Origin of the sequence: Klebsiella sp. JB_Kp031, assembly GCF_040064295.1 — a bacterium.
Classification (GTDB): Bacteria; Pseudomonadota; Gammaproteobacteria; order Enterobacterales; family Enterobacteriaceae; genus Klebsiella; species Klebsiella quasipneumoniae.
The window spans coordinates 18,732-42,167 of record NZ_JBEAJW010000035.1 but is presented as its reverse complement, the minus strand read 5'-3'; the positions used below and the strand labels follow the sequence as shown (position 1 = coordinate 42,167).

Genomic DNA, 23,436 nt, shown 5'->3' with positions numbered 1-23,436 from the left:
TGTCTCACTCAGAGGTGGGAGACGGGTAAAACCGTCCCGGGTTGCAGGTAATGTTCCCAGCGCAGCAGGCGCTCGGTAAGCAGCAGTTCGCGGTTGACGCCGACGACGTTCAGCAATTGCTCGCGGCAGGTACAGACGTCATGGGCAATCGCCTGCAGCCGAGAGGCGGGCAGACTGTGCGCCAGCTGCTCCAGCAGCGGCCAGACATCCGGGTTGCTCACCAGGGCAATTCCCTGCTGTCGTTTTTGCGCATCGACCAGCAGCGATGCCAGCCAGTGCAGGCGAACCGCCGCCTGTTCATGATTGAGTATCGGCAGCAGCGCCAGCCAGTCACCGCTCGCCAAAGTGGTCGCCAGCGCCTGACACAGCTGCTGTCGCGCCGTCCACTGCGGCTCTTTAAGCAGTTCGAGCGCGGCGGCCGGCGCGCTGGCGCACAGACGTAACGCGGTCAGCAGCGCCTCCTGCGGCAGGTTCACCTCACGCTCCAGCCAGGCCAGGGCATAAGATTCCGTCGGCGGCGACAGGTGGTGCAGGCGGCAGCGACTGCGCAGGGTGGTCAGCAGACGCGCCGGCTCCTCGCAGGCGAGGAAGAACCAGGTATTTTCCGGCGGCTCCTCCAGCGTTTTCAGCAACGCGTTGGCGGCAGCATCGGTCAGCAAGGCGGCATCGCTAATCCATACCACCTTCGCCCCACCGAGGCGCGCGCGCTCATAGAGCTTGTCGTTGACATCGCGCACCGCGTCAATACCCAGCGCGCTCTTGCCTTTCTCAGGGCTCAGCGGATAGTAATCGGGGTGCGTACCGGCCTGCATCAGCTGGCAGCTGTGGCAGTGACCGCAGCTTTTATGCCCTGCAGGCTGGCGGCACATCAGGAAGCGGCACAGCGCATAAATCAACGCCTCGCCGCCCATCCCGCTCATAGACTGTAACAGTAAGGCGTGGTGGCCACGTCCGGCCTGATAGCTACCGACCAGTTGCTCGAACGAGGGGCGCAGCCACGGATACCATTTCATGCCGGTTGCTCCGCCATCCACTGGGCGATCGTGGCGCGAATATCGCGTGCGACGGCATCCAGCGGCTGCGTCGCGTCCACTGTGCGGATAGAAGGATCTGCCGCAGCCAGCTCAAGGTAGCGCGCGCGGGTACGATTGAAGAAGTTCATCGACTCCTGCTCAATGCGATCCAGTTCGCCGCGGGCGCGGGCGCGCTGCAGCCCCACTTCCGGCGTAACGTCGAGGTACAGCGTCAAATCGGGACGAAAATCGCCGAGAACGGCGTCGCGCAGCGTCGCCAGCATCATGCGGTCAATGCCCCTGCCGCCGCCCTGATAGGCCTGGGTGGAGAGATCGTGACGATCGCCGATCACCCACTGGCCGCGAGCCAGAGCAGGCTTAATCACCGTCTCCACCAGCTGGACGCGCGCCGCGTAAAACATCAGCACTTCCGCTTTATCGTTAATCACTTCATCGCCCGTGGACTGGATATCCAGCACCAGGCTACGCAGTTTTTCAGCAAGGATTGTGCCCCCCGGCTCACGGGTAAACACCATATCGTGAATACCTGCCGACTGCAGCGTCTCCACCACCAGTTGACGTGCGGTGGTCTTCCCGGCGCCCTCCAGCCCCTCGATGACGATATAGTTACTGCGCATTTTTTTCCTTAAGTACTTTCAGATAGTCCTGCACCGCGCGGTTATGGCTGACCAGGTTTGTGGTAAACGTATGGCCCCCTTTCCCGTCGGCGACAAAATAGAGGTATGGTGTTTTCGCCGGATGGGCGGCCGCCTTCAGCGACGCTTCGCCCGGCACCGCGATAGGGCCTGGCGGCAGGCCGCTGATGGTATAGGTATTGTACGCGGTCGGCGTCTCCAGATCCTTACGCGTTAACTTTCCATTATACCCTTCGCCCATCCCGTAGATCACCGTTGGGTCGGTCTGTAAGCGCATGCCGATGCGCAGGCGGTTGATAAATACCGACGCGACGCGATCGCGCTCTTCCGCCACCGCGGTCTCTTTCTCAATAATCGAGGCCATGGTCAACAGCTGATTCTGATCGGCATAGGGCAGATTATCCATCCGTCCTTCCCAAATCTTCGCCACTTCAGTGACCATTTTCTGATGCGCGCGCTTGAGGATGGCGATGTCGCTAGTATTGGCGGTGTACATCCAGGTGTCCGGCCAGAACCAGCCTTCCACCCAGTCGGCATGGTCAAGACCTAACGCCTTAGCCACCGTCGCGTAGCTATCGTCTTCAAGCGTGTGCTTCACGTAGGGAGCATCGCGCAGCTGACGAAGGTAGTCGCTGACGCGCATGCCTTCGACAAAGCGCAGCGGAAACTGCGCCTCTTTGCCGCTGGCCAGCAGCTGCAGCATCTCGCGCACCGTCATTTGCGGCGTGAGGCGATAGGTCCCGGCCTTGAAGTGAGACAGCTCAGGCTCCATCCGCAGCAGCCACTGGAACACGCGCGGGCGATTGATCACCTTCTCGCGATAGAGATCCTGCCCCAGCGCCAGCCGGCCGGTGCCGGCTTCGAGGGTAAAGATGGTCTCTTCTTTAATCAGCAGCTTGCTGTCCGCCAGCTGGCGTACCTTCCACATTCCTGCCGCCGCGGCGATGCCCAACAGCACCACCAGCAACAGGATAAAACGTAACATTTTCTTCATACTAACCAGACAGCTCACACAAAGGGGCTAAAAAATGGTAAAGCTCGCGCGAGGACCAGACGGTCTCCTCCCAGCGACGAACCGGCACCAGCGGCATCAGCGCATTGCAGATCAGCACTTCATCGGCCTCCCGCAACGCCTCGGGACGCGCTGTCACTTCGACAACGCGAAACGTCGATGGTGCCAGCTGCGCGATACAGCGCTGCCGCATTATGCCGTTGACCCCGGCATAATCGAGTCGCGGAGTAAATACATCCCGTCCCTGACGCCAGAATAAATTCGCGGCACAGCATTCCGTAAGCCACCCGTCACTGTCAAGGACCAGCGCCTCATCGGCGTCCGTCTGTTCAAGATGAGAGCGAATCAGCACCTGCTCCAGACGATTAAGATGCTTCAGGCCAGCCAGCCAGGGGTTGCGCCCCAGGGTCACCGGGCTCCGGGTCAGGGTAATGCCCTCCTCCCGCCAGCGCGCGTAGTGCGCCGGAAGCGGAGAGTCGCTCAGAATACGGGTGGGCGACGCACAGCCCGCCGTGCTGTATCCCCTTCCCCCAACGCCGCGGGTAAGGGTCACCTTAAGCACGCCCTGCGCGTGCGGTCGAGCCAGACGCTGCATCTCGTCGCTTAGCGTCAGCCAGTCGTCAAACGGGATGCGTAATTTTTCGCAGGTTGTCTGCAAACGCTGCAGATGGGCGTCCAGTAACGCAACCTGTCCATGCTGTATACGGGCAGTGGTAAAACAACCGTCGCCAAACTGGACGGCGCGATCGTTCGCCGCCAGCGTGTCCTGTTCAACGCCATTTATCAAGAACATAAAGGACTCCTTTTCACTGGTCGGTGAGTGTCTCAGGACACGGAGCAGAGGACAAGTGGAGAAAGCCGAATAAAAAAGGCCCGACAATCGGGCCTTTTGTTAAAGCAGTACCGGGGCAAGCCCTGTCACACTTTTTTGAAGATCAGCGAACCGTTAGTGCCGCCAAAGCCGAAGGAGTTGCACAGGGTGTACTCCATACCGGAAACCTGACGCGCTTCGTGCGGAACGAAGTCGAGGTCGCAGCCCTCATCCGGGTTGTCGAGGTTGATCGTCGGCGGAACCGCCTGATCGCGCAGCGCCAGGATAGAGTAAATCGACTCTACCGCCCCTGCCGCGCCCAGCAGATGCCCGGTCATGGATTTGGTGGAGCTCACCAGTACGCGGCTCGCCGCATCGCCGAAGACAGACTTAACCGCCTGCGCTTCCGCTTTATCGCCAGCCGGCGTCGAGGTGCCGTGGGCGTTGACGTAGCCGATCTGGCCCGGTTCGATGCCCGCATCGCGAATGGCATTCACCATCGCCAGCGCGGCGCCCGCGCCATCTTCCGGCGGTGATGTCATATGGTAAGCATCGCTGCTCATGCCGAAGCCGACGATCTCGGCGTAGATTTTCGCGCCGCGTTTTTTTGCGTGCTCGTACTCTTCCAGCACCACCATGCCCGCGCCGTCGCCCAGCACGAAGCCGTCGCGATCTTTATCCCACGGACGGCTTGCCGCCTGCGGGTTGTCATTGCGCGTGGAGAGCGCCCGCGCTGCGCCAAAGCCGCCCACGCCAAGCGGGGTACTGGCTTTTTCCGCACCGCCTGCCACCATCGCATCGGCATCGCCATAGGCGATGATGCGCGCAGCCTGACCGATGTTGTGCACGCCTGAAGTACAGGCGGTCGCGATGGAGATACTTGGTCCACGCAGACCAAACATGATGGTCAGATGGCCGGCCACCATGTTAACAATTGTGGAGGGAACGAAGAATGGGCTGATCTTACGCGGTCCGCCGTTGACCAGCGAACTGTGGTTTTCTTCGATCAAGCCGAGACCGCCAATACCAGAGCCGATTGCGGCACCAATACGGGTAGCATTCTCTTCCGTCACTTCAAGGCCAGAATCCTGCATGGCCTGAACGCCAGCGACAATTCCATATTGAATGAAGGCATCCATCTTGCGCTGCTCTTTGCGCGAGATGATGTCATCACAGTTAAAATCCTTTACTAAGCCAGCAAATTTCGTTGCATAGGCGCTAGTATCGAAATGGTCGATCAGGCTGATGCCACTCTGACCGGCAAGGAGAGCTTTCCAGGTAGACTCTACGGTATTGCCGACAGGAGACAACATGCCCAGTCCGGTCACAACTACACGACGCTTAGACACGTTTGTCCTCCAGGGAGGGAAAATAGATTCTTGTGGGACAAATAAAGATAAAACTCAGGCGGTCGAATGACCGCCTGGAGATGTTCACTTACGCCTGGTGGCCGTTGATGTAATCAATGGCAGCCTGAACGGTGGTGATTTTCTCAGCTTCTTCGTCCGGAATCTCAGTATCAAACTCTTCTTCCAGAGCCATTACCAGCTCAACGGTGTCAAGAGAATCAGCGCCCAGGTCTTCAACGAAGGAAGCATTGTTGGTAACTTCTTCCTGCTTAACGCCCAGCTGCTCGCCGATAATTTTCTTAACGCGTTCTTCGATAGTGCTCATACTCTTAAATTTCCTATCAAAACTCGCTTTCGCGATGGTTTTCGTAGTGTATAAAATGTTGAAAAATTTGCAACTAAATCCCGGCAGGTCTTACCACGATTTTGCGCTATTTTGAGGCCGTTTGCCCTAAGAACGCAAATCTTTTCGCACAAAACCGCACAGAGAACCGTGCGAAGTGCGCGGTTCCTGAACGTTTTGCACAAATCTCGGTCAGACCATGTACATTCCGCCGTTGACGTGCAGGGTTTCACCAGTGATGTAACTTGCTTCGTCAGAGGCTAAAAATGCAACCGCGCTGGCGATTTCATTTGGGGTGCCAAGGCGCCCCGCAGGAACTGCCGCCAGCGTACCCGCACGCTGCTCATCGGTCAGCGCACGCGTCATGTCCGTTTCAATAAAGCCCGGAGCAACAACGTTTACAGTAATACCGCGGGACGCAACTTCACGCGCCAGTGATTTACTGAAGCCGATCAGACCCGCTTTCGCCGCAGCGTAGTTGGCCTGACCCGCATTTCCCATGGTACCAACCACAGAACCGATAGTGATAATACGTCCATGACGCTTTTTCATCATAGCGCGCATTACCGCTTTTGACAGACGGAAAACCGATGACAGGTTGGTTTCGATGATATCGTTCCACTCGTCATCTTTCATGCGCATTAACAGGTTGTCGCGAGTGATACCGGCATTATTCACCAGGATATCCACTTCGCCAAACTCTGCGCGCACATTTTCCAGAACAGATTCAATAGATGCCGGGTCGGTCACATTCAACATCAGACCTTTACCGTTGGCGCCTAAATAGTCGCTGATCGCCTGCGCGCCGCTTTCGCTGGTCGCAGTACCGATAACTTTCGCGCCGCGGGCGACGAGCGTTTCAGCGATGGCGCGGCCAATACCGCGGCTTGCACCGGTAACCAGCGCGATTTTTCCTTCAAAACTCATGGTTTTCCTCTTTTATTGCTCAAGCGCCGCAGACATCGCCGCCGGCTCGTTAAGCGCGGAAGCGGTCAGGGTGTCAACAATACGTTTGGTCAGGCCGGTGAGGACTTTACCCGGGCCAACCTCATACAGATGCGTTACGCCCTGAGCAGCCATAAACTCAACAGTTTTAGTCCACTGAACCGGACTATACAGCTGGCGTACCAGCGCGTCGCGAATGGCGTCCGGCGCGGTTTCGCACTTCACGTCGACGTTATTTACCACCGGGATCGTCGGCGCGTTGAAAGTGATTTTCTGCAGCTCAAGCGCCAGTTTCTCCGCAGCTGGCTTCATCAGCGCACAGTGAGACGGCACGCTCACCGGCAACGGCAGCGCCCGTTTAGCGCCCGCGGCCTTACAGGCGGCGCCTGCGCGTTCAACGGCCTCTTTGTGGCCGGCGATAACCACCTGGCCCGGGGAATTGTAGTTCACCGGGGAGACGACCTGCCCTTCGGCCGATTCTTCACAGGCTTTGGCAATAGCCGCGTCGTCCAGACCGATAATCGCTGACATGGCGCCAGTACCTTCCGGTACAGCTTCCTGCATGAATTTGCCGCGCAGTTCAACCAGGCGAACGGCATCAGCGAAAGCGATAACGCCCGCGCAAACCAGCGCGGAGTATTCGCCGAGGCTGTGGCCAGCCAGCAGCGCCGGCGCTTTGCCGCCCTGCTGCTGCCAGACGCGGTACAGCGCCACGGAGGCGGTCAGCAGCGCTGGCTGGGTCTGCCAGGTCTTATTCAGTTCTTCTGCCGGGCCCTGTTGCGTCAGCGCCCACAGATCGTAACCCAACGCTGCGGAAGCTTCACCGAAGGTCTCTTCAATGACCGGCCAGGTCGCCGCCATATCGGCCAGCATGCCTACGGCCTGCGAGCCCTGTCCCGGGAACACAAAAGCAAATTGCGTCATGTTTAAATCCTTATACTAAAAACGAACCAGCGCGGAACCCCAGGTGAAACCGCCACCAAAGGCTTCCAGCAAAATCAGCTGCCCACGTTGAATGCGGCCATCGCGGACGGCCTCATCCAGCGCGCAAGGGACTGACGCCGCGGAGGTGTTGCCATGGCGGTCGAGGGTCACTACGACGTTATCCATCGACATGCCCAGTTTCTTCGCCGTCGCGCTGATGATCCGCAGGTTTGCCTGATGCGGCACCAGCCAGTCCAGCGCAGAACGTTCAAGATTATTCGCGGCCAGCGTCTCATCAACGATGTGCGCTAACTCAGTGACCGCCACTTTGAAGACTTCATTGCCGGCCATCGTCAGATAGATCGGATTTTCCGGATCGACGCGATCGGCGTTCGGCAGGGTCAGCAGTTCGCCATAGCTACCGTCAGCATGCAGATGCGTCGAGATAATGCCAGGCTCTTCGGAGGCGCCCAGCACCACCGCCCCGGCGCCATCGCCGAAAATAATAATCGTCCCGCGATCGGCCGGATCGCAGGTGCGCGCCAGCACATCGGCGCCGACGACCAGCGCATAGTCCACCGCGCCGTTCTTGACATACTGATCGGCGACACTCAGCGCATAGGTGAAACCGGCGCAGGCGGCCGCGACGTCAAACGCCGGGCAGCCCTTGACGCCCAGCATAGACTGAATCTGGCATGCCGAACTCGGAAACGCGTGCGTGCCGGAGGTGGTCGCAACGATGATCAGACCAATTTGCTCCGCGGACACGCCCGCCATCGCCAGCGCCTGCTTTGCGGCTTCAAAGCCCATCGTAGCAACTGTTTCATGCGCTGCGGCAATACGACGCTCACGGATACCTGTGCGGGTGACAATCCACTCGTCAGAGGTCTCTACCATTTTTTCCAGGTCGGCGTTTGTACGCACTTGCTCGGGCAGATAGCTGCCGGTACCAATAATCTTCGTATACATGTACGCTCAGTCACTCTTGGGTAATATACCCGCCTCGTTCAACCGCCGCGGCGTCAGTGGTGTCCATTCGTCCCGCTTTGCTGTCGGGCGTTCACGTCACTGTCGCTTTCCGGCAGCTCGAAACCAGCTGGGTATAAAGATTCCAGGCGCGCGGCGATCCGTTGAGGAATTTGCCGCTGCACCGCCTGCACTGCCTGCTCTATCGCGACGCTAAAGGCGCGTTGATTGGCAGCACCATGACTCTTGATCACGGAACCGCGCAATCCTAACAGACAGGCGCCATTATACTGGTCGGGGTTGAGGTGACTGAATCGCCTCGCCAGGCTTTTTTGTAACCAACGTTTTAGTAACAGCAGCCACCACGACCGTTTTTTGCCCTCTCCCTGAGATTTCAGCAGTGAAAGGAACATTCTGACAACACCTTCCATGGTTTTTAATGTGACGTTGCCCGTGAATCCATCACAAACCAGCACATCGGTTTTTCCGGTCAACAGTTCATTGGCTTCAAGATAGCCGATGTAGTTGAGGGAAGGCAGCGTTCTGAGCACTGCGGCAGCATCGCGGATGCTGCTGAGGCCTTTCATCTCTTCTTCGCCGATGTTCAGCAAGGCGACGCGAGGATTGGCAATGCCGACCACCTCTTCCGCCAGCACTGACCCCATCACCGCGAACTGCACCAGCATCGTGCTGTCGCAATCGACGTTGGCGCCGAGATCCAGCACCACGGTTTTGCCCTTCTGCTGGTGCGGCAGCACCGTCACCAGCGCCGGCCGCTCAATACCTTCAATCGGTTTGAGCAGCAGTTTCGCCAGGCCCATCAGCGCGCCGGTGTTGCCGGCGCTGACGCAGGCTTCCGCCCGCCCTTCTTTCACAAGCTCCAGCGCCACGCGCATTGAGCTTCCGCGACTGCTGCGGATAGCCTGTGCGGGTCGCGCATCACTGGCAATAACTGACTGCGCAGGAATAATCTGCAGACGCGAACGTTGTTCGAAGTCAGCTTTGGCGAGTAATGGCGTGATGGCGTCGGGATCGCCGACTAAAAGAAGTGTGAGTTGCGAATTAGAGTTCAGTGCCTGCAGTGCTGCAGGCACTGTCACGGATGGGCCGAAATCGCCCCCCATGACATCTAACGCCAGGGTTAGACGTGTCAAGGTATCGTCGCTGCCCGGTTCGGTGATTCCCCAGTTGCCCGGGGAGTCCTCACTAAGCTTCATCACGCTGGCACCCGCGAATTTTCACGCTGCAGACGCAACAATCCGGGCATTGACGCCTCTGGTTATCGGGTTAACCGAGTGCCCAGGTACGTACAAACCCGCCATGGCCTGCAACGGGAAATCCTGCGAGTATCGCGTGATTACTTAGCGATAACCTTGCGACCGCGGTAGAAACCGTCGGCAGTGATGTGGTGACGCAGGTGTTTCTCACCAGAAGTTTTGTCTACAGACAGGCTGGTGACTGCGGTCAGCGCGTCATGGGAACGACGCATGCCACGTTTGGAACGGGTTGGTTTATTCTGTTGTACGGCCATGGACCTTACTCCTCAATTACTTACGCTTTAAGCTGGCTAATACGGCAAATGGGTTTGGTTTTTGTGCCTCTTCAGGCAGTTCGCCAAAGACCATGTCCGCGTCGGACACTTCACAGTGTTCAGAATCATGCACCGGAACTACGGGCAGGGAGAGGATAATTTCATCCTCGACCATTGCCTGCAGGTCGATTTCACCGAATTCGTTAACCTCAATCGGCTCATACGCTTCCGGTAGTGCTTCGGCCTGTTCGTCATTTCTGACGGGGCTAAAACAATACGTGGTGTGGACGTGATGGGAGAACGGTTTCCCGCAACGCTGGCATTCGAGGGTTACCGTCACCTTCGCATCGCCTGTAATAACGGCGAGACGCTGGTTATCGATAGCGAACGACATGCTGCATTCCACATCGCTGTCCACGCTGACTACAGAATCGGCTACACGTTCAACCTGATCGCGGGCATAGATGCCTTCGTAATCAAGGCGTTTTTGAGCCGTGCGTACCGGATCAAGAGTCAGGGGTAATTTTACCTTTTGCATAGGGCGCGCATATTAACTTTGTAATGTCATAGAGTCAAAGAAAAAGGCAGCCTCAGGTTGCCTTTTGCCATTTATTCGCACACATTGCGGCGCATAGTTTAAGATGATGCTCTGCGAAGCGCTATATGTGGATGAAAAAATATGTCTCAACTTATCCTGGCGTCAACCTCTCCCTGGCGGCGCATGCTGCTGGAAAAACTGGGGTTACCATTTGAATGTGCGGCACCTGACGTCGACGAAACGCCCCGCCCTGAAGAATCCGCGCGTCAGCTTGTTACCCGGCTGGCGCAGGCCAAAGCGCAGAGCCTGGCTTCGCGCTACCCCAATCACCTTATTATAGGCTCCGATCAGGTTTGCGTATTGGACGGTGAGATCACCGGCAAACCGCACACCGAGGAAAATGCCCGCAGGCAGTTGAGAAAGGCGAGCGGGTCGATCATTACCTTTTATACTGGCCTCGCGCTGTACAACTCCGCCAGCGGTCATCTGCAAACCGAATGCGAGCCCTTTGACGTCCACTTCCGGCATCTCAGCGATAAAGAGATCGAAGGCTATGTGCGTAAAGAGAACCCGCTGCAGTGCGCCGGGAGTTTTAAGAGCGAGGGGTTAGGTATTACGCTGTTCGAACGGCTGGAAGGCCGCGATCCGAATACGCTGGTCGGTTTACCCTTGATCGCGCTCTGTCAGATGCTGCGCCGCGAAAATTACAACCCGCTGTTAGGCTGAGGTAAAAAAAACGGCGGAACTGATTCCGCCGTTGCACTTATTTGCTCTTCCGTAGCACCTGTAGACAGTGCTTCAGCTGGTTATCCAGCGGCGCCTCAACGCGCATCACCTCCCCGCTCCCCGGGTGGGTAAACTTCAGCGCAGCAGCGTGGAGGAACAGGCGGTTTAAACCGGTACCAGAGAGTTGCTTGTCAAATTCGCGGTCGCCATAGCGGTCGTCAAAGGCGATAGGATGGCCGGCATACTGGGTATGAACGCGAATCTGATGCGTGCGTCCGGTGACCGGACTGCAGCGCACCAGAGTGGCGAATTCATAACGCTCTTCCACTTTGAAGCGCGTCTCTGACGGCTTGCCTTCCTGACTCACGCGGACGATTCTCTCGCCGCTCTGCAGAATGTTCTTCAACAGCGGGGCCTGCACCACTTTTGTATGCGACTGCCACTGGCCGCGCACCAGCGCCAGATAGTCTTTCTGCATGCCTTTATCACGCAGCTGCTCGTGCAGCGAACGCAGCGCCGAGCGCTTTTTCGCCACCAGCAGCACGCCAGAGGTATCGCGGTCGAGCCGATGCACCAGCTCAAGGAAGCGCGCCTCCGGGCGCAGGGCGCGCAGCCCTTCAATCACGCCGAAGCTCAGGCCGCTGCCGCCATGTACCGCGGTACCGGAAGGCTTATTGAGGACCAGAATATGATCGTCTTCATAGAGGATCACCTCAGAGAGCGCCGCCACTTTCTGCAGATGCGGCGATACCGCCTCTTCTTCACGTTCCGCCACACGCACCGGCGGGATACGGACTTCATCGCCCGCTTCCAGCTTATACTCCGGCTTCACGCGTTTTTTATTCACCCGCACCTCGCCTTTACGCAGGATGCGATAAATCATGCTCTTCGGTACGCCTTTCAATTGGGTACGCAAAAAGTTGTCGATACGTTGCCCCGCTTCATCAGCAGCAATGGCAACCATTTTTACGGTTGGGGTCTCAGTTTTCATGGTGCGCGATTCTAAATAGCCGGACGCATTAGCGCCACTCATTTTTATATGCTTATATTTATCATTATCCTGTTTTCACGGTTTGCCTGACCGCCATATTGTTTGTTATTAGAACAATCTGTATGGGCAGGTGATAAAACTGTGAGTAACCGGGTGATAAAAGGTGAAAGTCAACTTGCTATAACAAGGTTAGCAATGGAATAATGAGACCGTTTTCCGTATTGCATCTTGTTAGAACAAGACATTAGCGGAATGACCAGTTTTGTCTGACCGATCGCCCACGCAGCAATGGCGTAAGACGTTGTGATCTTTCAGACAGTTAGCGGGCTGCGGGTTGCAGTCCTTACCGGTACAGGCTCTATGGATTTCAAGTCGCAGGAAGGCGTCAACTCCGGGACTCCCGGGAGCTCATCTGGATCCGCTGATCGAGGTGAGCAGGTTAAGCCATCATGCCTGCAACGCGAAAGACGACGAGTATAAATGGAATATTCTCTGGTGATACATCCCAGGCTGTTCCCCTGAATAATTGCGCTGTGTTTCCGTTTGAAACACAGGCGACCGACACTCTGCGCCTCTTAAGCGCGCGACAACCGTGAGGTTGGCGACGTGAACCAGACACGAGGCCATCGGTTTCCCCCGGAAAGGCATTACTCTGCCCGCAGCTTAGTCGTCAATGTAAGAATAATGAGTAAGTTACGATGAAAAGAATGTTAATCAACGCAACTCAGCAGGAAGAGTTGCGCGTCGCCCTTGTTGATGGGCAGCGCCTGTACGACCTGGATATCGAAAGCCCCGGGCACGAACAGAAAAAAGCGAACATCTACAAAGGCAAAATCACCCGCATTGAACCCAGCCTTGAAGCCGCGTTTGTTGATTACGGCGCCGAGCGTCATGGTTTCCTCCCCCTCAAAGAAATCGCCCGCGAATATTTTCCCGCCAACTACAATGCGCACGGCCGTCCTAATATCAAAGACGTACTGCGTGAAGGTCAGGAAGTTATCGTGCAGATTGATAAAGAAGAACGCGGCAACAAAGGCGCTGCGCTCACCACCTTTATCAGCCTGGCGGGCAGCTATCTGGTATTGATGCCGAACAACCCGCGCGCGGGGGGAATTTCACGCCGTATCGAGGGCGATGACCGTACCGAACTGAAAGAAGCGCTGGCGAGCCTGGAGCTTCCGGACGGCATGGGCCTTATCGTTCGCACCGCTGGCGTCGGCAAATCTGCCGAAGCCCTGCAGTGGGACCTGAGCTTCCGTCTGAAACACTGGGAAGCGATTCAGAAAGCCGCGGAAAGCCGTCCGGCGCCGTTCCTTATCCACCAGGAAAGCAACGTCATTGTCCGCGCCTTCCGTGACTATCTGCGCCAGGATATCGGCGAAATCCTGATCGATAATCCGAAAGTGCTCGAGCTGGCGCGCCAGCATATCGCCGCGCTGGGTCGTCCTGATTTCAGCAGCAAAATCAAACTGTACACCGGTGAAATCCCGCTGTTCAGCCACTACCAGATCGAATCCCAGATTGAATCCGCCTTCCAGCGTGAAGTGCGTCTGCCGTCCGGTGGCTCTATCGTCATCGACAGCACTGAAGCGCTGACCGCGATCGATATCAACTCCGCCCGCGCCACCCGCGGCGGCGATATCGAAGAGACGGCGTTCAACACCAACCTCGAAGCGGCTGACGAGATTGCCCGCCAGCTGCGTCTGCGCGACCTCGGCGGCCTGATCGTTATCGACTTTATCGATATGACTCCGGTTCGCCACCAGCGCGCTGTGGAGAACCGTCTGCGCGAAGCCGTCCGTCAGGACCGGGCGCGCATTCAGATCAGCCATATCTCGCGCTTCGGCCTGCTGGAGATGTCCCGCCAGCGCCTGAGCCCGTCGCTGGGCGAATCCAGCCACCACGTCTGCCCGCGCTGCTCCGGCACCGGCACCGTGCGTGATAACGAATCGCTGTCGCTCTCTATTCTGCGTCTGATTGAAGAAGAAGCGCTGAAAGAGAACACCAAAGAAGTACACGCCATCGTTCCGGTACCGATCGCCTCCTATCTGCTGAACGAAAAACGTGCCGCGGTGAGCGCTATCGAATCCCGTCAGGGCGATGTGCGCGTTATTATCGTGCCAAACGACGAAATGCAGACGCCGCACTACTCCGTCCTGCGCGTGCGCAAAGGTGAAGAGACCTCAACGCTGAGCTACCTGCTGCCGAAGCTGCATGAAGAAGAGATGGCGCTGCCGGGCGACGATGAGCCGGCAGAACGGAAACGTCCGGAACAGCCGGCCCTGGCCGCTTTTGTCATGCCTGACGCGCCGCCGGCCCCGATGCTTGAAGAGCCTGTCGCCGCGCCTGTCGCCGCAGCGGCACCGGTCGCGGCCGCCGCACCGGCGCAGCCTGGCCTGCTCTCACGCTTCTTCAGCGCGCTGAAGAATATCTTCTCAGGCGCCGAAGAGGCCAAACCGGCTGAGGTTAAGGTCGAGAAGAAAGCGGAAGAAAAACCGGAGCGTCAGCAGGAGCGCCGTAAACCGCGCGCCAACAACCGCCGCGATCGCAACGACCGCCGTGAAAACCGCGACAATCGTGACAACCGCGATAACCGTGACAATCGTGACACTCGTGCGGACAATGCCGAGAGCCGTGAACCGCGCGAATCGCGTGAAGAGAACCGTCGCAACCGTCGTGAGAAGCCGTCGCAGAACGTGGAAGCCCGTGATGTTCGCCAGACCTCAGGCGACGACGCGGAGAAAGCGAAATCTCGTGACGAGCAGCAGCCGCGCCGCGAACGCACCCGCCGCCGCAATGACGACAAACGTCAGGCGCAGCAGGAAGCCAAAGCGCAGACTCGCGAAGAGCCGGTAGCGCAGGAGACGGAGCAGGAAGAGCGTGTGCAGACCCTGCCGCGTCGTAAACCGCGCCAGCTGGCACAGAAAGTACGCGTTGAGTCCGCTGTCGTTGAGCAGGTTGCCGAGATCGTGCCAGAAGCCGTAGTGGCGGAAGTTATCGCTCCGCGCAGCGAGCCGGTGAAAGGCGAGCTGCCAGCAGTAGTGGAGAGCGTGGCGGACCAGGACGAAAATGGCGAATCCCGTGAAGCGAACGGTATGCCGCGTCGCTCACGTCGTTCCCCGCGTCACCTGCGCGTCAGCGGTCAGCGTCGTCGTCGCTATCGTGACGAACGCTATCCGACCCAGTCGCCAATGCCGCTGACCGTAGCCTGCGCATCGCCGGAGATGGCTTCCGGTAAAGTCTGGATCCGCTACCCGGTGGTTCGTCCGCAGGATCAGCAGCCGGAAGAGGTTCAGGTTCAGAACGACAACCTCGTGGAAACCGTCGCGGCCCCGGTTGCCGTCGTTGAAACCGTTACCCCTGCGCCGGTCACCGTCGAGCCGGCTACCATGGAGCCGGTTACCGCTGAGCCTGTGGTCGTCGAGCCGGTCGTAGCCGCCGAGCCGGTGGTGGTTGATGCTGCGGAAGGTGTCGCGCCAGCAGCCGTCGAGCCAGCGCCGCAGGAGCTGGTCACCGAAGCGCCGGCTGTCGAAGCGCCTCAGGCTATCGCGCCAGCGACGCTCGACGCCGAGCCGGTGGTGGTAGAACCTGAAGTGGTGGAAACGGCGCCTGTCGTTGAAGCGCCAGTGGAAACCATCGCGCCGGCGGCGGAAACCGCAGTTGAAGCACCGGTTGTTGACGCACCGGTTGTCGAAGCCGCGCCTGTCGAGCCGGTCAAAGTCGAGCCTCCGGTGAGCAAGCCGGTAGTAGTGGCGGGTCATCGCCATGCCACCGCGCCAATGACCCGTGCGCCAGCGCCGGATTATGTCCCGGAAGCGCCGCGCCACAGCACCTGGGTGCGCCCGCCATTCGCTTTTGAAGGCAAAGGCGCCGCCGGCGGTCATAGCGCCACCCATAAAGCCACCGCTGAACCGACCCGCCCACAGCCCGTCGAGTAAGCGTGCTAAATAAAAAACCGGCCTCCTGGCCGGTTTTTTTATGCGCTTTGCGGAGGCTGCATGCCGGCGAGGTCCGGCATGATCTCCCGCATCAGGTCGAGGAATTTACGCAGCCGCGTCGGATAATAGCGCGCCCAGGGATAGACCAGGTGGACCGGCAGCGAGGCGGGACGCCACTGCGGGAACAGCTCTGTCAACCTTCCGGCAGCAAGATCCTCCGCCACGGCCCAGCTGGATACCATCGCCACCCCCAGCCCCGCCAGCGCAGTGTTACGCGCGACGTAAAGGCTGTCGGTGCTCAGACAGGGGGTGATCGCCGTGGAGACGAGCTGCCCGCTGACCTGATGTCGGAGCCGCACCTCATGCTGATAAAAGGTGTTAATGGCGATCCACGGCAGGCCGGATAACGCCTCCAGCGAGGTTAACGGTGGGTGCTTCGCCAGCAGTTCAGGGGAGGCCACCACGCAGCGCGGCACTTCTGCCAGCAGCACGGAGACCGTGGCCGGATCCACCTCCGCCCCCACGCGGATGGCGCAGTCGATATTATCGCTGAGAAAGTCGACAGTATTATCATTCAGCATCCACTCCACCGACAGTTGCGGGTGGCGCTGGAGAAAGGCGACCAGCGGCCCCAGCAGCTGCTGCTGGCCAAAAGCGTGCGGCGCCCTCACCCGCAGCACCCCCACCGGCCGATCGTCGGCAATACGCAGGTCATCTTCCAGCGCCAGCCAGGCATCCACCAGCTGGCGGGCGTGACGGTAGCAACGTTCGCCATCGTCAGTGAGCTTCATCGCATGGGTGGTACGCAGGATCAGCTTGACTCCCAGCAGCCCTTCAAGGGACTGCAGGCGGCGGCTGACGGTCGCCTGGGTGGTCTCCATCTGCCCCGCCGCGGCGGAGAGCGACCCTGCCTCTATAATACGAATATAGGTACGCATCAGCTCAATGCGATCTATACGCTCCTGTCTTTTCATTTTTCTTTTGCCTATACGTGCTACGTATAACCGTTTTACCACCAGCCCGGCTACCGCGCCAGCCGCATTCAGGGAAAAATAGCCCCATCGCATTCACGAGGTATTGATCATGACACCGACTTCCCTTTCCACCCGCGACGCAGGCTGGATTATCTTCATTCTCGCGCTCGGCGCCGGCTTTAGCGTCGCCTCTATCTACTACGCGCAGCCGCTGCTGCCGTTGATGGGCGCCAATCTCCACCTGACGGTAGAAGGTATGGGTCTGGTCCCTACTCTGACGCAGGCGGGTTATGCGCTCGGCATTCTGTTCCTGCTCCCGCTCGGCGACCGCCACGATCGCCGCCGGCTGATTTTGGTGAAAAGCGCGCTGCTGGCGCTCCTGCTGCTCCTGTGCAGCCTCACCGGCCAGCTCAGCTCACTGCTGGTGGTCAGTCTGCTGATCGGTATGGCGGCGACCATGGCGCAGGATATCGTCCCTGCGGCGGCGATCCTCGCCCCGGCGGGCAAGCAGGGCAAAATGGTGGGCACGGTGATGACCGGGCTGCTGCTGGGGATCCTGCTTTCCCGGACGGTCAGCGGCGTGGTGGGCGCAGTGTTCGGCTGGCGGGTGATGTATCAGGCGGCGGCGGTCAGCGTGGCGCTGATTGGCCTGGTGATGTGGCGGGTGCTGCCGCGCTTCGCCATTCACTCGACGCTGAGCTATCCGCAGCTGATGGCCTCAATGGCGCATCTGTGGCAGCGCTACCCGGCGCTACGCCGCGCTGCGCTGGCTCAGGGGGCGCTCTCTGTCGCCTTCAGCGCCTTCTGGTCGACGCTGGCGGTGATGCTCTCCGAACACTATCACATGGGCAGTGCGGTAGCGGGCGGCTTTGGTATCGCCGGGGCTGCCGGGGCGCTGGCCGCGCCGCTGGCCGGCGGACTGGCCGATAAATTTGGTGCCGGTAAAGTGACTCAAATGGGGGCGGCGCTGGTCACCGTCTCCTTCGCCCTGATGTTTATACTGCCGCTGCTGCCACTGCATGGCCAGCTGGCGCTGATTGCCCTGTCGGCGATTGGCTTCGACCTTGGCCTGCAGTCAAGCCTGGTGGCGCATCAGAACCTGGTGTATGGCCTCGAGCCGCAGGCCCGCGGCCGCCTTAACGCCCTGCTGTTTACCGTGGTCTTCATCGGGATGTCGCTGGGGTCGGTGCTGGGCAGCAAGCTGTACGTGCTGGCTGGCTGGAACGGGGTGGTTACCCTGGCGGTGGTCAGCGGGGCGATCGCCCTGGCAATCCGCCTGCTGGAGAATGCCCGTATCGTCGCTGCCGAACGCCGCGCATCATAAAAAAACCCGCTTCGCCTGAGGCGAAGCGGGTTCATCCATTCCCGCACAACCGCTTAGGCTGTACGTCGGGCAAACTCTTTCACGCGGAAGCCCAACAGCAGCAGTGTGGCGAAATAGGCCACCACCCCGGCGACAACCACCACCAGCAGGCGCATCAGACGGAACGGCATCGTCCCCAGCGACCACTCCGGCATGATATGCATGACGCCCAGCAGCGCCGCAGCCATAACCAGCACCGCAGCAATCAGACGCAGCAGGAAGGCCAGCCAGCCCGGTTGCGGGGTAAAGATCTTCTGTTTACGCAACTGCCAGTAAAGCAGCGCGGCGTTCAGGCAGGCCGCCAGGCCAATGGACAGCGACAGACCCGCATGCTTCAGCGGGCCGATAAACGCCAGGTTCATCACCTGGGTCATAATCAGGGTGACAATGGCAATCTTGACCGGGGTCTTGATGTCCTGGCGGGAATAGAAACCCGGCGCCAGCACTTTCACCACGATAAGCCCCATTAGTCCCACGGAATAGGCCACCAGCGCGCGCTGGGTCATTGCCGCATCAAAAGCGCTAAATTTGCCGTACTGGAACAGGGCCACGGTCAGCGGTTTGGCGAGGATCCCCAGCGCCACCGCGCTCGGCAGCGCCAGCAGGAAGCAGAGACGCAGCCCCCAGTCCATCAGCCGGCAATACTCGTCATGATTACCGCTGGCGAAGCTTTTTGACAGCGATGGCAGCAGGATAGTGCCGAGCGCCACTCCCAGGACACCGGACGGAAACTCCATCAGACGGTCGGCGTAGTACATCCAAGACACCGATCCCGACACGAGAAACGAAGCGAAGATAGTATTGATAATAAGGGAGATCTGGCTTACCGACACGCCAAGGATCGCCGGCCCCATCTGCTTTACGACCCGCATCGCGCCGGCATCTTTCAGATTGATGCGCGGCAGGACCAGCATGCCAATTTTCTTCAGGTGCGGCAGCTGGTAGGCCAGCTGTAGCACGCCGCCGACCGTGACCGCCCAGGCCAGGGCCAGCACCGGCGGATGAAAGTACGGTGCGGCAAACAGCGCAAAGCCAATCATGCTGACGTTGAGGAACGTCGGCGCAAAGGCCGGCACCGAGAAGCGGTTCCAGGTATTAAGGATCGCCCCCACCAGCGAGGCGAGGGAGATCAGCAAAATATAGGGGAAGGTAATGCGCAGCAATTGGGTAGTCAGCGCAAATTTATCGGCGGTATCAGCAAACCCGGGGGCGGTGATGGTGATCACCCACGGCGCCGCCAGCATCCCGATAACGGTGACGATCGCCAGGGCCAGGGTCAGCAATCCGGAGACATACGAGACAAACACCCGGGTGGCATCTTCGCCCTGCTTGCTTTTATATTCGGCAAGGATCGGTACAAACGCCTGAGAGAAGGCGCCTTCGGCAAAAATACGCCGCAGCAGATTAGGCAGTTTAAAGGCGACGAAAAAGGCGTCGGTCGCCATCCCGGCGCCAAAAATGCGCGCCACAATCGCATCGCGAGCAAAGCCCAGCACGCGCGAAAACATGGTCATCGAACTGACGGCCGCCAGTGATTTTAAAAGGTTCATTACGCTGTTATTCCAAACCCTGGAGTAAAACGCCCGCAAATGCGGGCGCTGGAAAGTGGCGATAGTCTACCGGGTTCAACATGAATTACTACTGTCAGTTGTTACAACGGATTATTCGCTGATGGCGTCGCGCCAAAGTTTGTCGACCACCCGCTGAGCCAGCAGCGCCTGTTCGCCTGCGGTTTCAGGAACCGTCTGATTTTGCACGCATTCGATAAAATGGCGCGCGCAGCCGACAAAGCCGCGCTGCTCAAGGGTGGTTTGCCAGCTGGCGACCGGGCGCTGGACCACGCCGTGACCGCACTCCTCCTGCCATTCGCGCATCTCGCTGACGGCATATAGCCCGCCATCCGTAACCGCCTGCACCCACTCGCGCTGGCTGCCTGCGCGGCGGTGCATGCTGGTGGTGACCTGCAGCCGGGGCGAACTGAACTGGTGTTCGGCATACAGCATCTCGCCCTGCGGAGTGATCTGTAGCGCGCCACCGCGCAGACGCGCCTGACCGTCGGCCAGCCATAGCGCGGTATCCACCACGTGCAGATAGTCATCAAGCAGGGTAAAGCGCAGATCGTTGCCCACGCTATCGCTGCGGTGCTTATCCATCCGCAGCGAGGCCGCCTCGCCCAGCCGCCCCTTTAGCTCCCGATAGAGCGGTGCGAAGCGGCGATTGAAACCGACCATCAGCGTCAGACGACGCCGCGCCGCCAGCTCGACCAGCGTCTCCGCCTCACTCAGCTTGTCCGCCAGCGGTTTATCCACGCAAACATGAACCCCGACATTCAGCAAATGATTCACCACTTCATAATGTGAAGCCGTCGACGTATGAACAAAGACCGCATCGCACTGCGCCGCCAGGGCATCCAGCGATTCAGCGTATGGCATCCGCCAGGTTTCGCAAACCCGCAGCGCCTTCTCTTTTCCCGGCGACCAGGCCGCCTGCAGCGTCCAGCTTTCCGCCGCCCCCAGAACCGGCAGCCACGCTTTCTGCGCAATACCGCCCAGGCCAACCACCCCAATGCGCAATCTTGTCCCCACGTTTAGTCCCCCAGATGGTGTAACAGCGAATCGAGGCGCGCTTTCAGCTCCGCCACCTCGCCTTCCAGCGCTTCAACCCTGGCACGCAGATCGTCTTCCTCTTCCAGGGGCGAGAGTGCTTCCACTGTCGTGATCAGTGTGTCCATGTCGTCGCAAAACAGATGCATATAGCGGCTTTCTCGTTTCCCCGGCTCCCGGGGCAGACGGGCGACAAAGGGACCATCTTCGCGGGTCGCCAGCCCTTCCAGCACGCTTTCCACTTCCGCCATATCGCTGAACTCATGCATCCGCTGCGCTCGAGTGCGTAATTCACCCGGCGTCTGGGCGCCCCGCAGCAGCAGCGTCGTCACCACCGCCACCTCGCCGGCGCTGAGCTTCAGATCGCCAAATTCGGAGTTGCAAAAGCGCTGCTCATACTTAGTGACCCGATTGCCGAAGCCACTGACCGTACGCAGATAATGGCGTTTCACCAGGGTATCCAGCAGAGCCTGGACTTCGCCTTCGCTCAGCGACATCACCGGCTCGCGGTTGGTTTTCTGATTGCAGGCGGTCACTACGGCGTTCACCGACAGCGGATACTGCTCAGGCGTGGTGACCTGCTTTTCCAGCAGACAGCCAATGACGCGCGCTTCGTGCGCGGTTAACTGATATTTCATCCTCTCTCCTTAACGTCCCGCTGACCAGTCCGGCGTCGTTAGCGCCGTCAATACATGGTCACGCCACTGCCCGTCAATCAGCAGGTAATCTTTGGCGTAACCCTCTTTTTCAAACCCCAACCGCGCCAGCAGCGCGCCGCTGCGCTGATTATGCGGCATATAGTTGGCCATAATGCGATGAATATGCTGCGTACGCTGCATATAGCGAATCGCCGACGTCAGCGCTTCAAACATCAGTCCCTGCCCCTGCCACTTCTCGCCAATAGAGTAGCCGAGATAACAGGCATGGAATGACCCGCGCACCACGTTGGAAAAATTCGCCACGCCGACGATCTCCTTTTCCTCCGGATCGAGTAGCGCGAAATAAAAAGCAGACCCCTGCTTATGAAACTCGGCGATCATCGACAGACGCGCCTGCCATCCGGAAGGATAGCAGTGGCTGTCGTCACGAACCGGCTCCCAGGGTTTTAAGAACGCCTTATTCTCGGCGTAATAATCGGCCAGACGCCAGGCGTCACGATCGTGAACCAGGCGCACCACCAGCCGGTCCGTCGTCAAACGCACCTTCGGCACGTTACTGCGATAGCCAAACATTTCCTTTTCAGTCCCCCTGACTTCATTCTTGCTGCCTTCACTATACCTGTCCTGCGCGACGGTGTGAAAACAGCAACATACCATTTTCTGCGCCATCTCCTCTTTTCGATGAATAGCCTCAATCGAACTTGCATTTTGATAAAAAAATATTGTCGCAAGGGCGCTGGGAAAAGCAGCAGATTGCCCGCAGAATATCCACGCTTATCTCTATTTTTCCCTGGAGGGGAAATGTCCCGCGTCTCGCAGGCAAGGAGCCTGGGTAAATATTTCCTGTTAGTCGATAACATGCTGGTCGTGCTGGGCTTTTTTGTCGTCTTCCCGCTGATTTCCATCCGCTTTGTCGATCAGATGGGCTGGGCGGCGCTGATGGTCGGCATCGCGCTCGGCCTGCGCCAGCTCGTGCAGCAGGGATTAGGTATCTTTGGCGGCGCCATCGCCGACCGCTTTGGCGCCAAACCGATGATCGTCACCGGTATGCTGATGCGCGCCGGCGGCTTCGCGGCGATGGCCGTCGCCCATGAGCCGTGGGTGCTGTGGTTCTCATGCATACTTTCCGGGCTCGGCGGCACGCTGTTCGACCCGCCGCGGGCGGCGCTGGTGGTTAAGCTGGTGCGCCCGCATCAGCGCGGCCGCTTTTTCTCCATCCTGATGATGCAGGATAGCGCCGGCGCGGTGATTGGCGCGCTGCTGGGCAGCTGGCTGCTGCAGTATGATTTCCGCCTGGTGTGCAGCGCCGGCGCCGCGCTGTTTATCGCCTGCGCGGCGTTTAACGCCTGGTATCTGCCGGCATGGAAGCTCTCGACGGTAAAAACGCCGATCCGCGAGGGGCTGGGCCGGGTGCTGCGGGACAAGCGCTTCGTCACCTATGTCCTGACGCTGACGGGCTATTACATGCTGGCGGTGCAGGTGATGCTGATGCTGCCGATCATGGTGAATGACATCGCCGGCTCGCCGGCCGCCGTAAAGTGGATGTACGCCATCGAAGCCACCATTTCGCTGACCCTGCTCTATCCCATTGCCCGCTGGAGCGAAAAACGTTTTCGCCTTGAGCACCGGCTGATGGCCGGTCTGCTGGTGATGACCCTGGCCATGCTCCCCATCGGCATGACCAGCAGTTTGCAGCAGCTGTTTACCCTGATCTGCCTGTTTTACATCGGTTCCATCATTGCCGAACCTGCCCGGGAGACGCTGGGCGCCTCGCTGGCGGACGCCCGGGCGCGCGGCAGCTATATGGGCTTCAGCCGCCTGGGGCTCGCCTTTGGCGGCGCGCTGGGATATGCGGGCGGCGGCTGGCTGTTTGATGCTGGTAAAGCCGCCGGTCAGCCCGAGCTGCCGTGGCTGATGCTCGGGGCCATCGGGGTTATCACCTTTCTGGCGCTGTGGTGGCAGTTTAGTCCGAAACGCTCTGCCTCCGGCATGCTGGAGCCGCGGACCTGATGCGCGCGGCGGCGGTTTCTCCTGCTTTCAGCCTATTCTGCTGGTATCGAGGATGCTGACAGGTCATGATGCTTTGTGTCAGGA

22 protein-coding genes are annotated in these 23,436 nt (G+C 59.1%); 4 read left to right on the top strand and 18 right to left on the bottom strand.

Annotated features, from left to right (window positions below):
- Nucleotides 1-8 precede the first annotated feature (8 nt).
- The 12 genes from holB to yceD all read right to left on the bottom strand — a co-directional run bounded on the left by holB (nt 9) and on the right by yceD (nt 10,088).
- Nucleotides 9-1,013 (bottom strand): DNA polymerase III subunit delta', encoded by a 1,005-nt coding sequence (gene holB, locus ABLV64_RS16490; protein ID WP_348843392.1) that lies wholly within the window; start codon nt 1,011-1,013, stop codon nt 9-11.
- Nucleotides 1,010-1,651 carry a dTMP kinase gene (gene tmk / locus ABLV64_RS16485; protein ID WP_285921521.1) on the bottom strand — a complete coding sequence of 214 codons (642 nt, stop codon included), beginning with the start codon at nt 1,649-1,651 and terminating at the stop codon, nt 1,010-1,012. The genes holB and tmk overlap by 4 nt, the downstream gene beginning before the upstream one ends.
- Complete coding sequence (gene yceG / locus ABLV64_RS16480) at nt 1,641-2,663, bottom strand: cell division protein YceG (RefSeq protein WP_004204565.1); 1,023 nt, start codon at nt 2,661-2,663, stop codon at nt 1,641-1,643. Before yceG ends, tmk begins: the two co-directional genes overlap by 11 nt.
- Before the next feature lies 1 nt (nt 2,664).
- Nucleotides 2,665-3,474 carry an aminodeoxychorismate lyase gene (pabC, locus tag ABLV64_RS16475; protein WP_057214305.1) on the bottom strand — a complete coding sequence of 270 codons (810 nt, stop codon included), beginning with the start codon at nt 3,472-3,474 and terminating at the stop codon, nt 2,665-2,667.
- A 125-nt stretch (nt 3,475-3,599) separates the two neighbouring features.
- On the bottom strand, nt 3,600-4,841 hold the full coding sequence (fabF, locus tag ABLV64_RS16470) for a beta-ketoacyl-ACP synthase II (protein ID WP_002900666.1): 1,242 nt from the start codon (nt 4,839-4,841) through the stop codon (nt 3,600-3,602).
- Nucleotides 4,842-4,929: 88 nt separating this feature from the next.
- The gene (gene acpP / locus ABLV64_RS16465) at nt 4,930-5,166 is read right to left on the bottom strand and encodes an acyl carrier protein (protein ID WP_000103754.1); all 237 of its coding nucleotides are present in this window, start codon (nt 5,164-5,166) and stop codon (nt 4,930-4,932) included.
- A 210-nt stretch (nt 5,167-5,376) separates the two neighbouring features.
- A complete protein-coding gene (fabG, locus tag ABLV64_RS16460; protein WP_002899294.1) occupies nt 5,377-6,111 on the bottom strand; it encodes a 3-oxoacyl-ACP reductase FabG in 735 nt (244 codons plus the stop codon).
- A 12-nt stretch (nt 6,112-6,123) separates the two neighbouring features.
- Nucleotides 6,124-7,053: an ACP S-malonyltransferase gene (fabD, locus tag ABLV64_RS16455; RefSeq protein WP_004204563.1), complete on the bottom strand. Its 930-nt coding sequence runs from the start codon at nt 7,051-7,053 to the stop codon at nt 6,124-6,126.
- A gap of 15 nt (nt 7,054-7,068) precedes the next feature.
- Nucleotides 7,069-8,022 carry a beta-ketoacyl-ACP synthase III gene (locus ABLV64_RS16450; protein WP_002899288.1) on the bottom strand — a complete coding sequence of 318 codons (954 nt, stop codon included), beginning with the start codon at nt 8,020-8,022 and terminating at the stop codon, nt 7,069-7,071.
- Between the two features lie 53 nt (nt 8,023-8,075).
- Nucleotides 8,076-9,173: a phosphate acyltransferase PlsX gene (gene plsX, locus ABLV64_RS16445; protein WP_162544122.1), complete on the bottom strand. Its 1,098-nt coding sequence runs from the start codon at nt 9,171-9,173 to the stop codon at nt 8,076-8,078.
- Between the two features lie 203 nt (nt 9,174-9,376).
- On the bottom strand, nt 9,377-9,550 hold the full coding sequence (gene rpmF / locus ABLV64_RS16440; RefSeq protein WP_000290724.1) for a 50S ribosomal protein L32: 174 nt from the start codon (nt 9,548-9,550) through the stop codon (nt 9,377-9,379).
- 16 nt (nt 9,551-9,566) lie between these two features.
- On the bottom strand, nt 9,567-10,088 hold the full coding sequence (yceD, locus tag ABLV64_RS16435) for a 23S rRNA accumulation protein YceD (protein WP_017900733.1): 522 nt from the start codon (nt 10,086-10,088) through the stop codon (nt 9,567-9,569).
- Nucleotides 10,089-10,229: 141 nt separating this feature from the next.
- Here yceD and ABLV64_RS16430 point away from each other — a divergent pair, with 141 nt between their 5' ends.
- Nucleotides 10,230-10,814, top strand: a complete 585-nt coding sequence (locus tag ABLV64_RS16430; RefSeq protein WP_004204559.1) for a nucleoside triphosphate pyrophosphatase — start codon at nt 10,230-10,232, stop codon at nt 10,812-10,814.
- 37 nt (nt 10,815-10,851) lie between these two features.
- Here the strand turns inward: ABLV64_RS16430 and rluC are convergent, their stop codons facing one another.
- Nucleotides 10,852-11,805: a 23S rRNA pseudouridine(955/2504/2580) synthase RluC gene (rluC, locus tag ABLV64_RS16425; RefSeq protein WP_012542245.1), complete on the bottom strand. Its 954-nt coding sequence runs from the start codon at nt 11,803-11,805 to the stop codon at nt 10,852-10,854.
- A gap of 698 nt (nt 11,806-12,503) precedes the next feature.
- Between rluC and rne the strand changes: the two genes are divergently transcribed.
- Nucleotides 12,504-15,743, top strand: a complete 3,240-nt coding sequence (gene rne, locus ABLV64_RS16420) for a ribonuclease E (protein WP_348843394.1) — start codon at nt 12,504-12,506, stop codon at nt 15,741-15,743.
- 38 nt (nt 15,744-15,781) lie between these two features.
- Here rne and ABLV64_RS16415 read toward each other — a convergent pair whose 3' ends face one another.
- Nucleotides 15,782-16,810, bottom strand: coding sequence for a LysR family transcriptional regulator (locus ABLV64_RS16415; RefSeq protein ID WP_074194119.1), 1,029 nt, complete (start codon nt 16,808-16,810; stop codon nt 15,782-15,784).
- Between the two features lie 16 nt (nt 16,811-16,826).
- On the opposite strand from ABLV64_RS16415, the gene ABLV64_RS16410 reads away from it, so the two are divergent.
- Entirely contained in the window at nt 16,827-18,041 is a 1,215-nt protein-coding gene (locus tag ABLV64_RS16410; protein WP_004204552.1) for an MFS transporter, read from the top strand.
- A gap of 53 nt (nt 18,042-18,094) precedes the next feature.
- Here the strand turns inward: ABLV64_RS16410 and murJ are convergent, their stop codons facing one another.
- From murJ to rimJ, 4 genes are all read right to left on the bottom strand, one after another.
- Nucleotides 18,095-19,630 carry a murein biosynthesis integral membrane protein MurJ gene (gene murJ / locus ABLV64_RS16405; RefSeq protein WP_004204551.1) on the bottom strand — a complete coding sequence of 512 codons (1,536 nt, stop codon included), beginning with the start codon at nt 19,628-19,630 and terminating at the stop codon, nt 18,095-18,097.
- A gap of 111 nt (nt 19,631-19,741) precedes the next feature.
- On the bottom strand, nt 19,742-20,653 hold the full coding sequence (locus ABLV64_RS16400) for a Gfo/Idh/MocA family oxidoreductase (protein ID WP_348843401.1): 912 nt from the start codon (nt 20,651-20,653) through the stop codon (nt 19,742-19,744).
- 14 nt (nt 20,654-20,667) lie between these two features.
- Nucleotides 20,668-21,321: a YceH family protein gene (locus ABLV64_RS16395; RefSeq protein WP_348843395.1), complete on the bottom strand. Its 654-nt coding sequence runs from the start codon at nt 21,319-21,321 to the stop codon at nt 20,668-20,670.
- Nucleotides 21,322-21,330: 9 nt separating this feature from the next.
- Nucleotides 21,331-21,915, bottom strand: a complete 585-nt coding sequence (rimJ, locus tag ABLV64_RS16390) for a ribosomal protein S5-alanine N-acetyltransferase (protein ID WP_017900738.1) — start codon at nt 21,913-21,915, stop codon at nt 21,331-21,333.
- Between the two features lie 228 nt (nt 21,916-22,143).
- Here rimJ and mdtH point away from each other — a divergent pair, with 228 nt between their 5' ends.
- Nucleotides 22,144-23,352 (top strand): multidrug efflux MFS transporter MdtH, encoded by a 1,209-nt coding sequence (gene mdtH / locus ABLV64_RS16385; protein ID WP_023289127.1) that lies wholly within the window; start codon nt 22,144-22,146, stop codon nt 23,350-23,352.
- Nucleotides 23,353-23,436 lie beyond the last annotated feature (84 nt).

Coding starts and splice junctions, on each gene's coding strand:
- murJ (WP_004204551.1), bottom strand. CDS start 19,630: ATGAACCTTTTAAAATCACTGGCGGCCGTCAGTTCGATGACCATGTTT.
- ABLV64_RS16415 (WP_074194119.1), bottom strand. CDS start 16,810: ATGCGATGGGGCTATTTTTCCCTGAATGCGGCTGGCGCGGTAGCCGGG.
- ABLV64_RS16395 (WP_348843395.1), bottom strand. CDS start 21,321: ATGAAATATCAGTTAACCGCGCACGAAGCGCGCGTCATTGGCTGTCTG.
- ABLV64_RS16430 (WP_004204559.1), top strand. CDS start 10,230: ATGTCTCAACTTATCCTGGCGTCAACCTCTCCCTGGCGGCGCATGCTG.
- rne (WP_348843394.1), top strand. CDS start 12,504: ATGAAAAGAATGTTAATCAACGCAACTCAGCAGGAAGAGTTGCGCGTC.
- tmk (WP_285921521.1), bottom strand. CDS start 1,651: ATGCGCAGTAACTATATCGTCATCGAGGGGCTGGAGGGCGCCGGGAAG.
- acpP (WP_000103754.1), bottom strand. CDS start 5,166: ATGAGCACTATCGAAGAACGCGTTAAGAAAATTATCGGCGAGCAGCTG.
- rpmF (WP_000290724.1), bottom strand. CDS start 9,550: ATGGCCGTACAACAGAATAAACCAACCCGTTCCAAACGTGGCATGCGT.
- yceD (WP_017900733.1), bottom strand. CDS start 10,088: ATGCAAAAGGTAAAATTACCCCTGACTCTTGATCCGGTACGCACGGCT.
- pabC (WP_057214305.1), bottom strand. CDS start 3,474: ATGTTCTTGATAAATGGCGTTGAACAGGACACGCTGGCGGCGAACGAT.
- rimJ (WP_017900738.1), bottom strand. CDS start 21,915: ATGTTTGGCTATCGCAGTAACGTGCCGAAGGTGCGTTTGACGACGGAC.
- rluC (WP_012542245.1), bottom strand. CDS start 11,805: ATGAAAACTGAGACCCCAACCGTAAAAATGGTTGCCATTGCTGCTGAT.
- ABLV64_RS16450 (WP_002899288.1), bottom strand. CDS start 8,022: ATGTATACGAAGATTATTGGTACCGGCAGCTATCTGCCCGAGCAAGTG.
- fabG (WP_002899294.1), bottom strand. CDS start 6,111: ATGAGTTTTGAAGGAAAAATCGCGCTGGTTACCGGTGCAAGCCGCGGT.
- fabD (WP_004204563.1), bottom strand. CDS start 7,053: ATGACGCAATTTGCTTTTGTGTTCCCGGGACAGGGCTCGCAGGCCGTA.
- holB (WP_348843392.1), bottom strand. CDS start 1,013: ATGAAATGGTATCCGTGGCTGCGCCCCTCGTTCGAGCAACTGGTCGGT.
- ABLV64_RS16410 (WP_004204552.1), top strand. CDS start 16,827: ATGACACCGACTTCCCTTTCCACCCGCGACGCAGGCTGGATTATCTTC.
- yceG (WP_004204565.1), bottom strand. CDS start 2,663: ATGAAGAAAATGTTACGTTTTATCCTGTTGCTGGTGGTGCTGTTGGGC.
- mdtH (WP_023289127.1), top strand. CDS start 22,144: ATGTCCCGCGTCTCGCAGGCAAGGAGCCTGGGTAAATATTTCCTGTTA.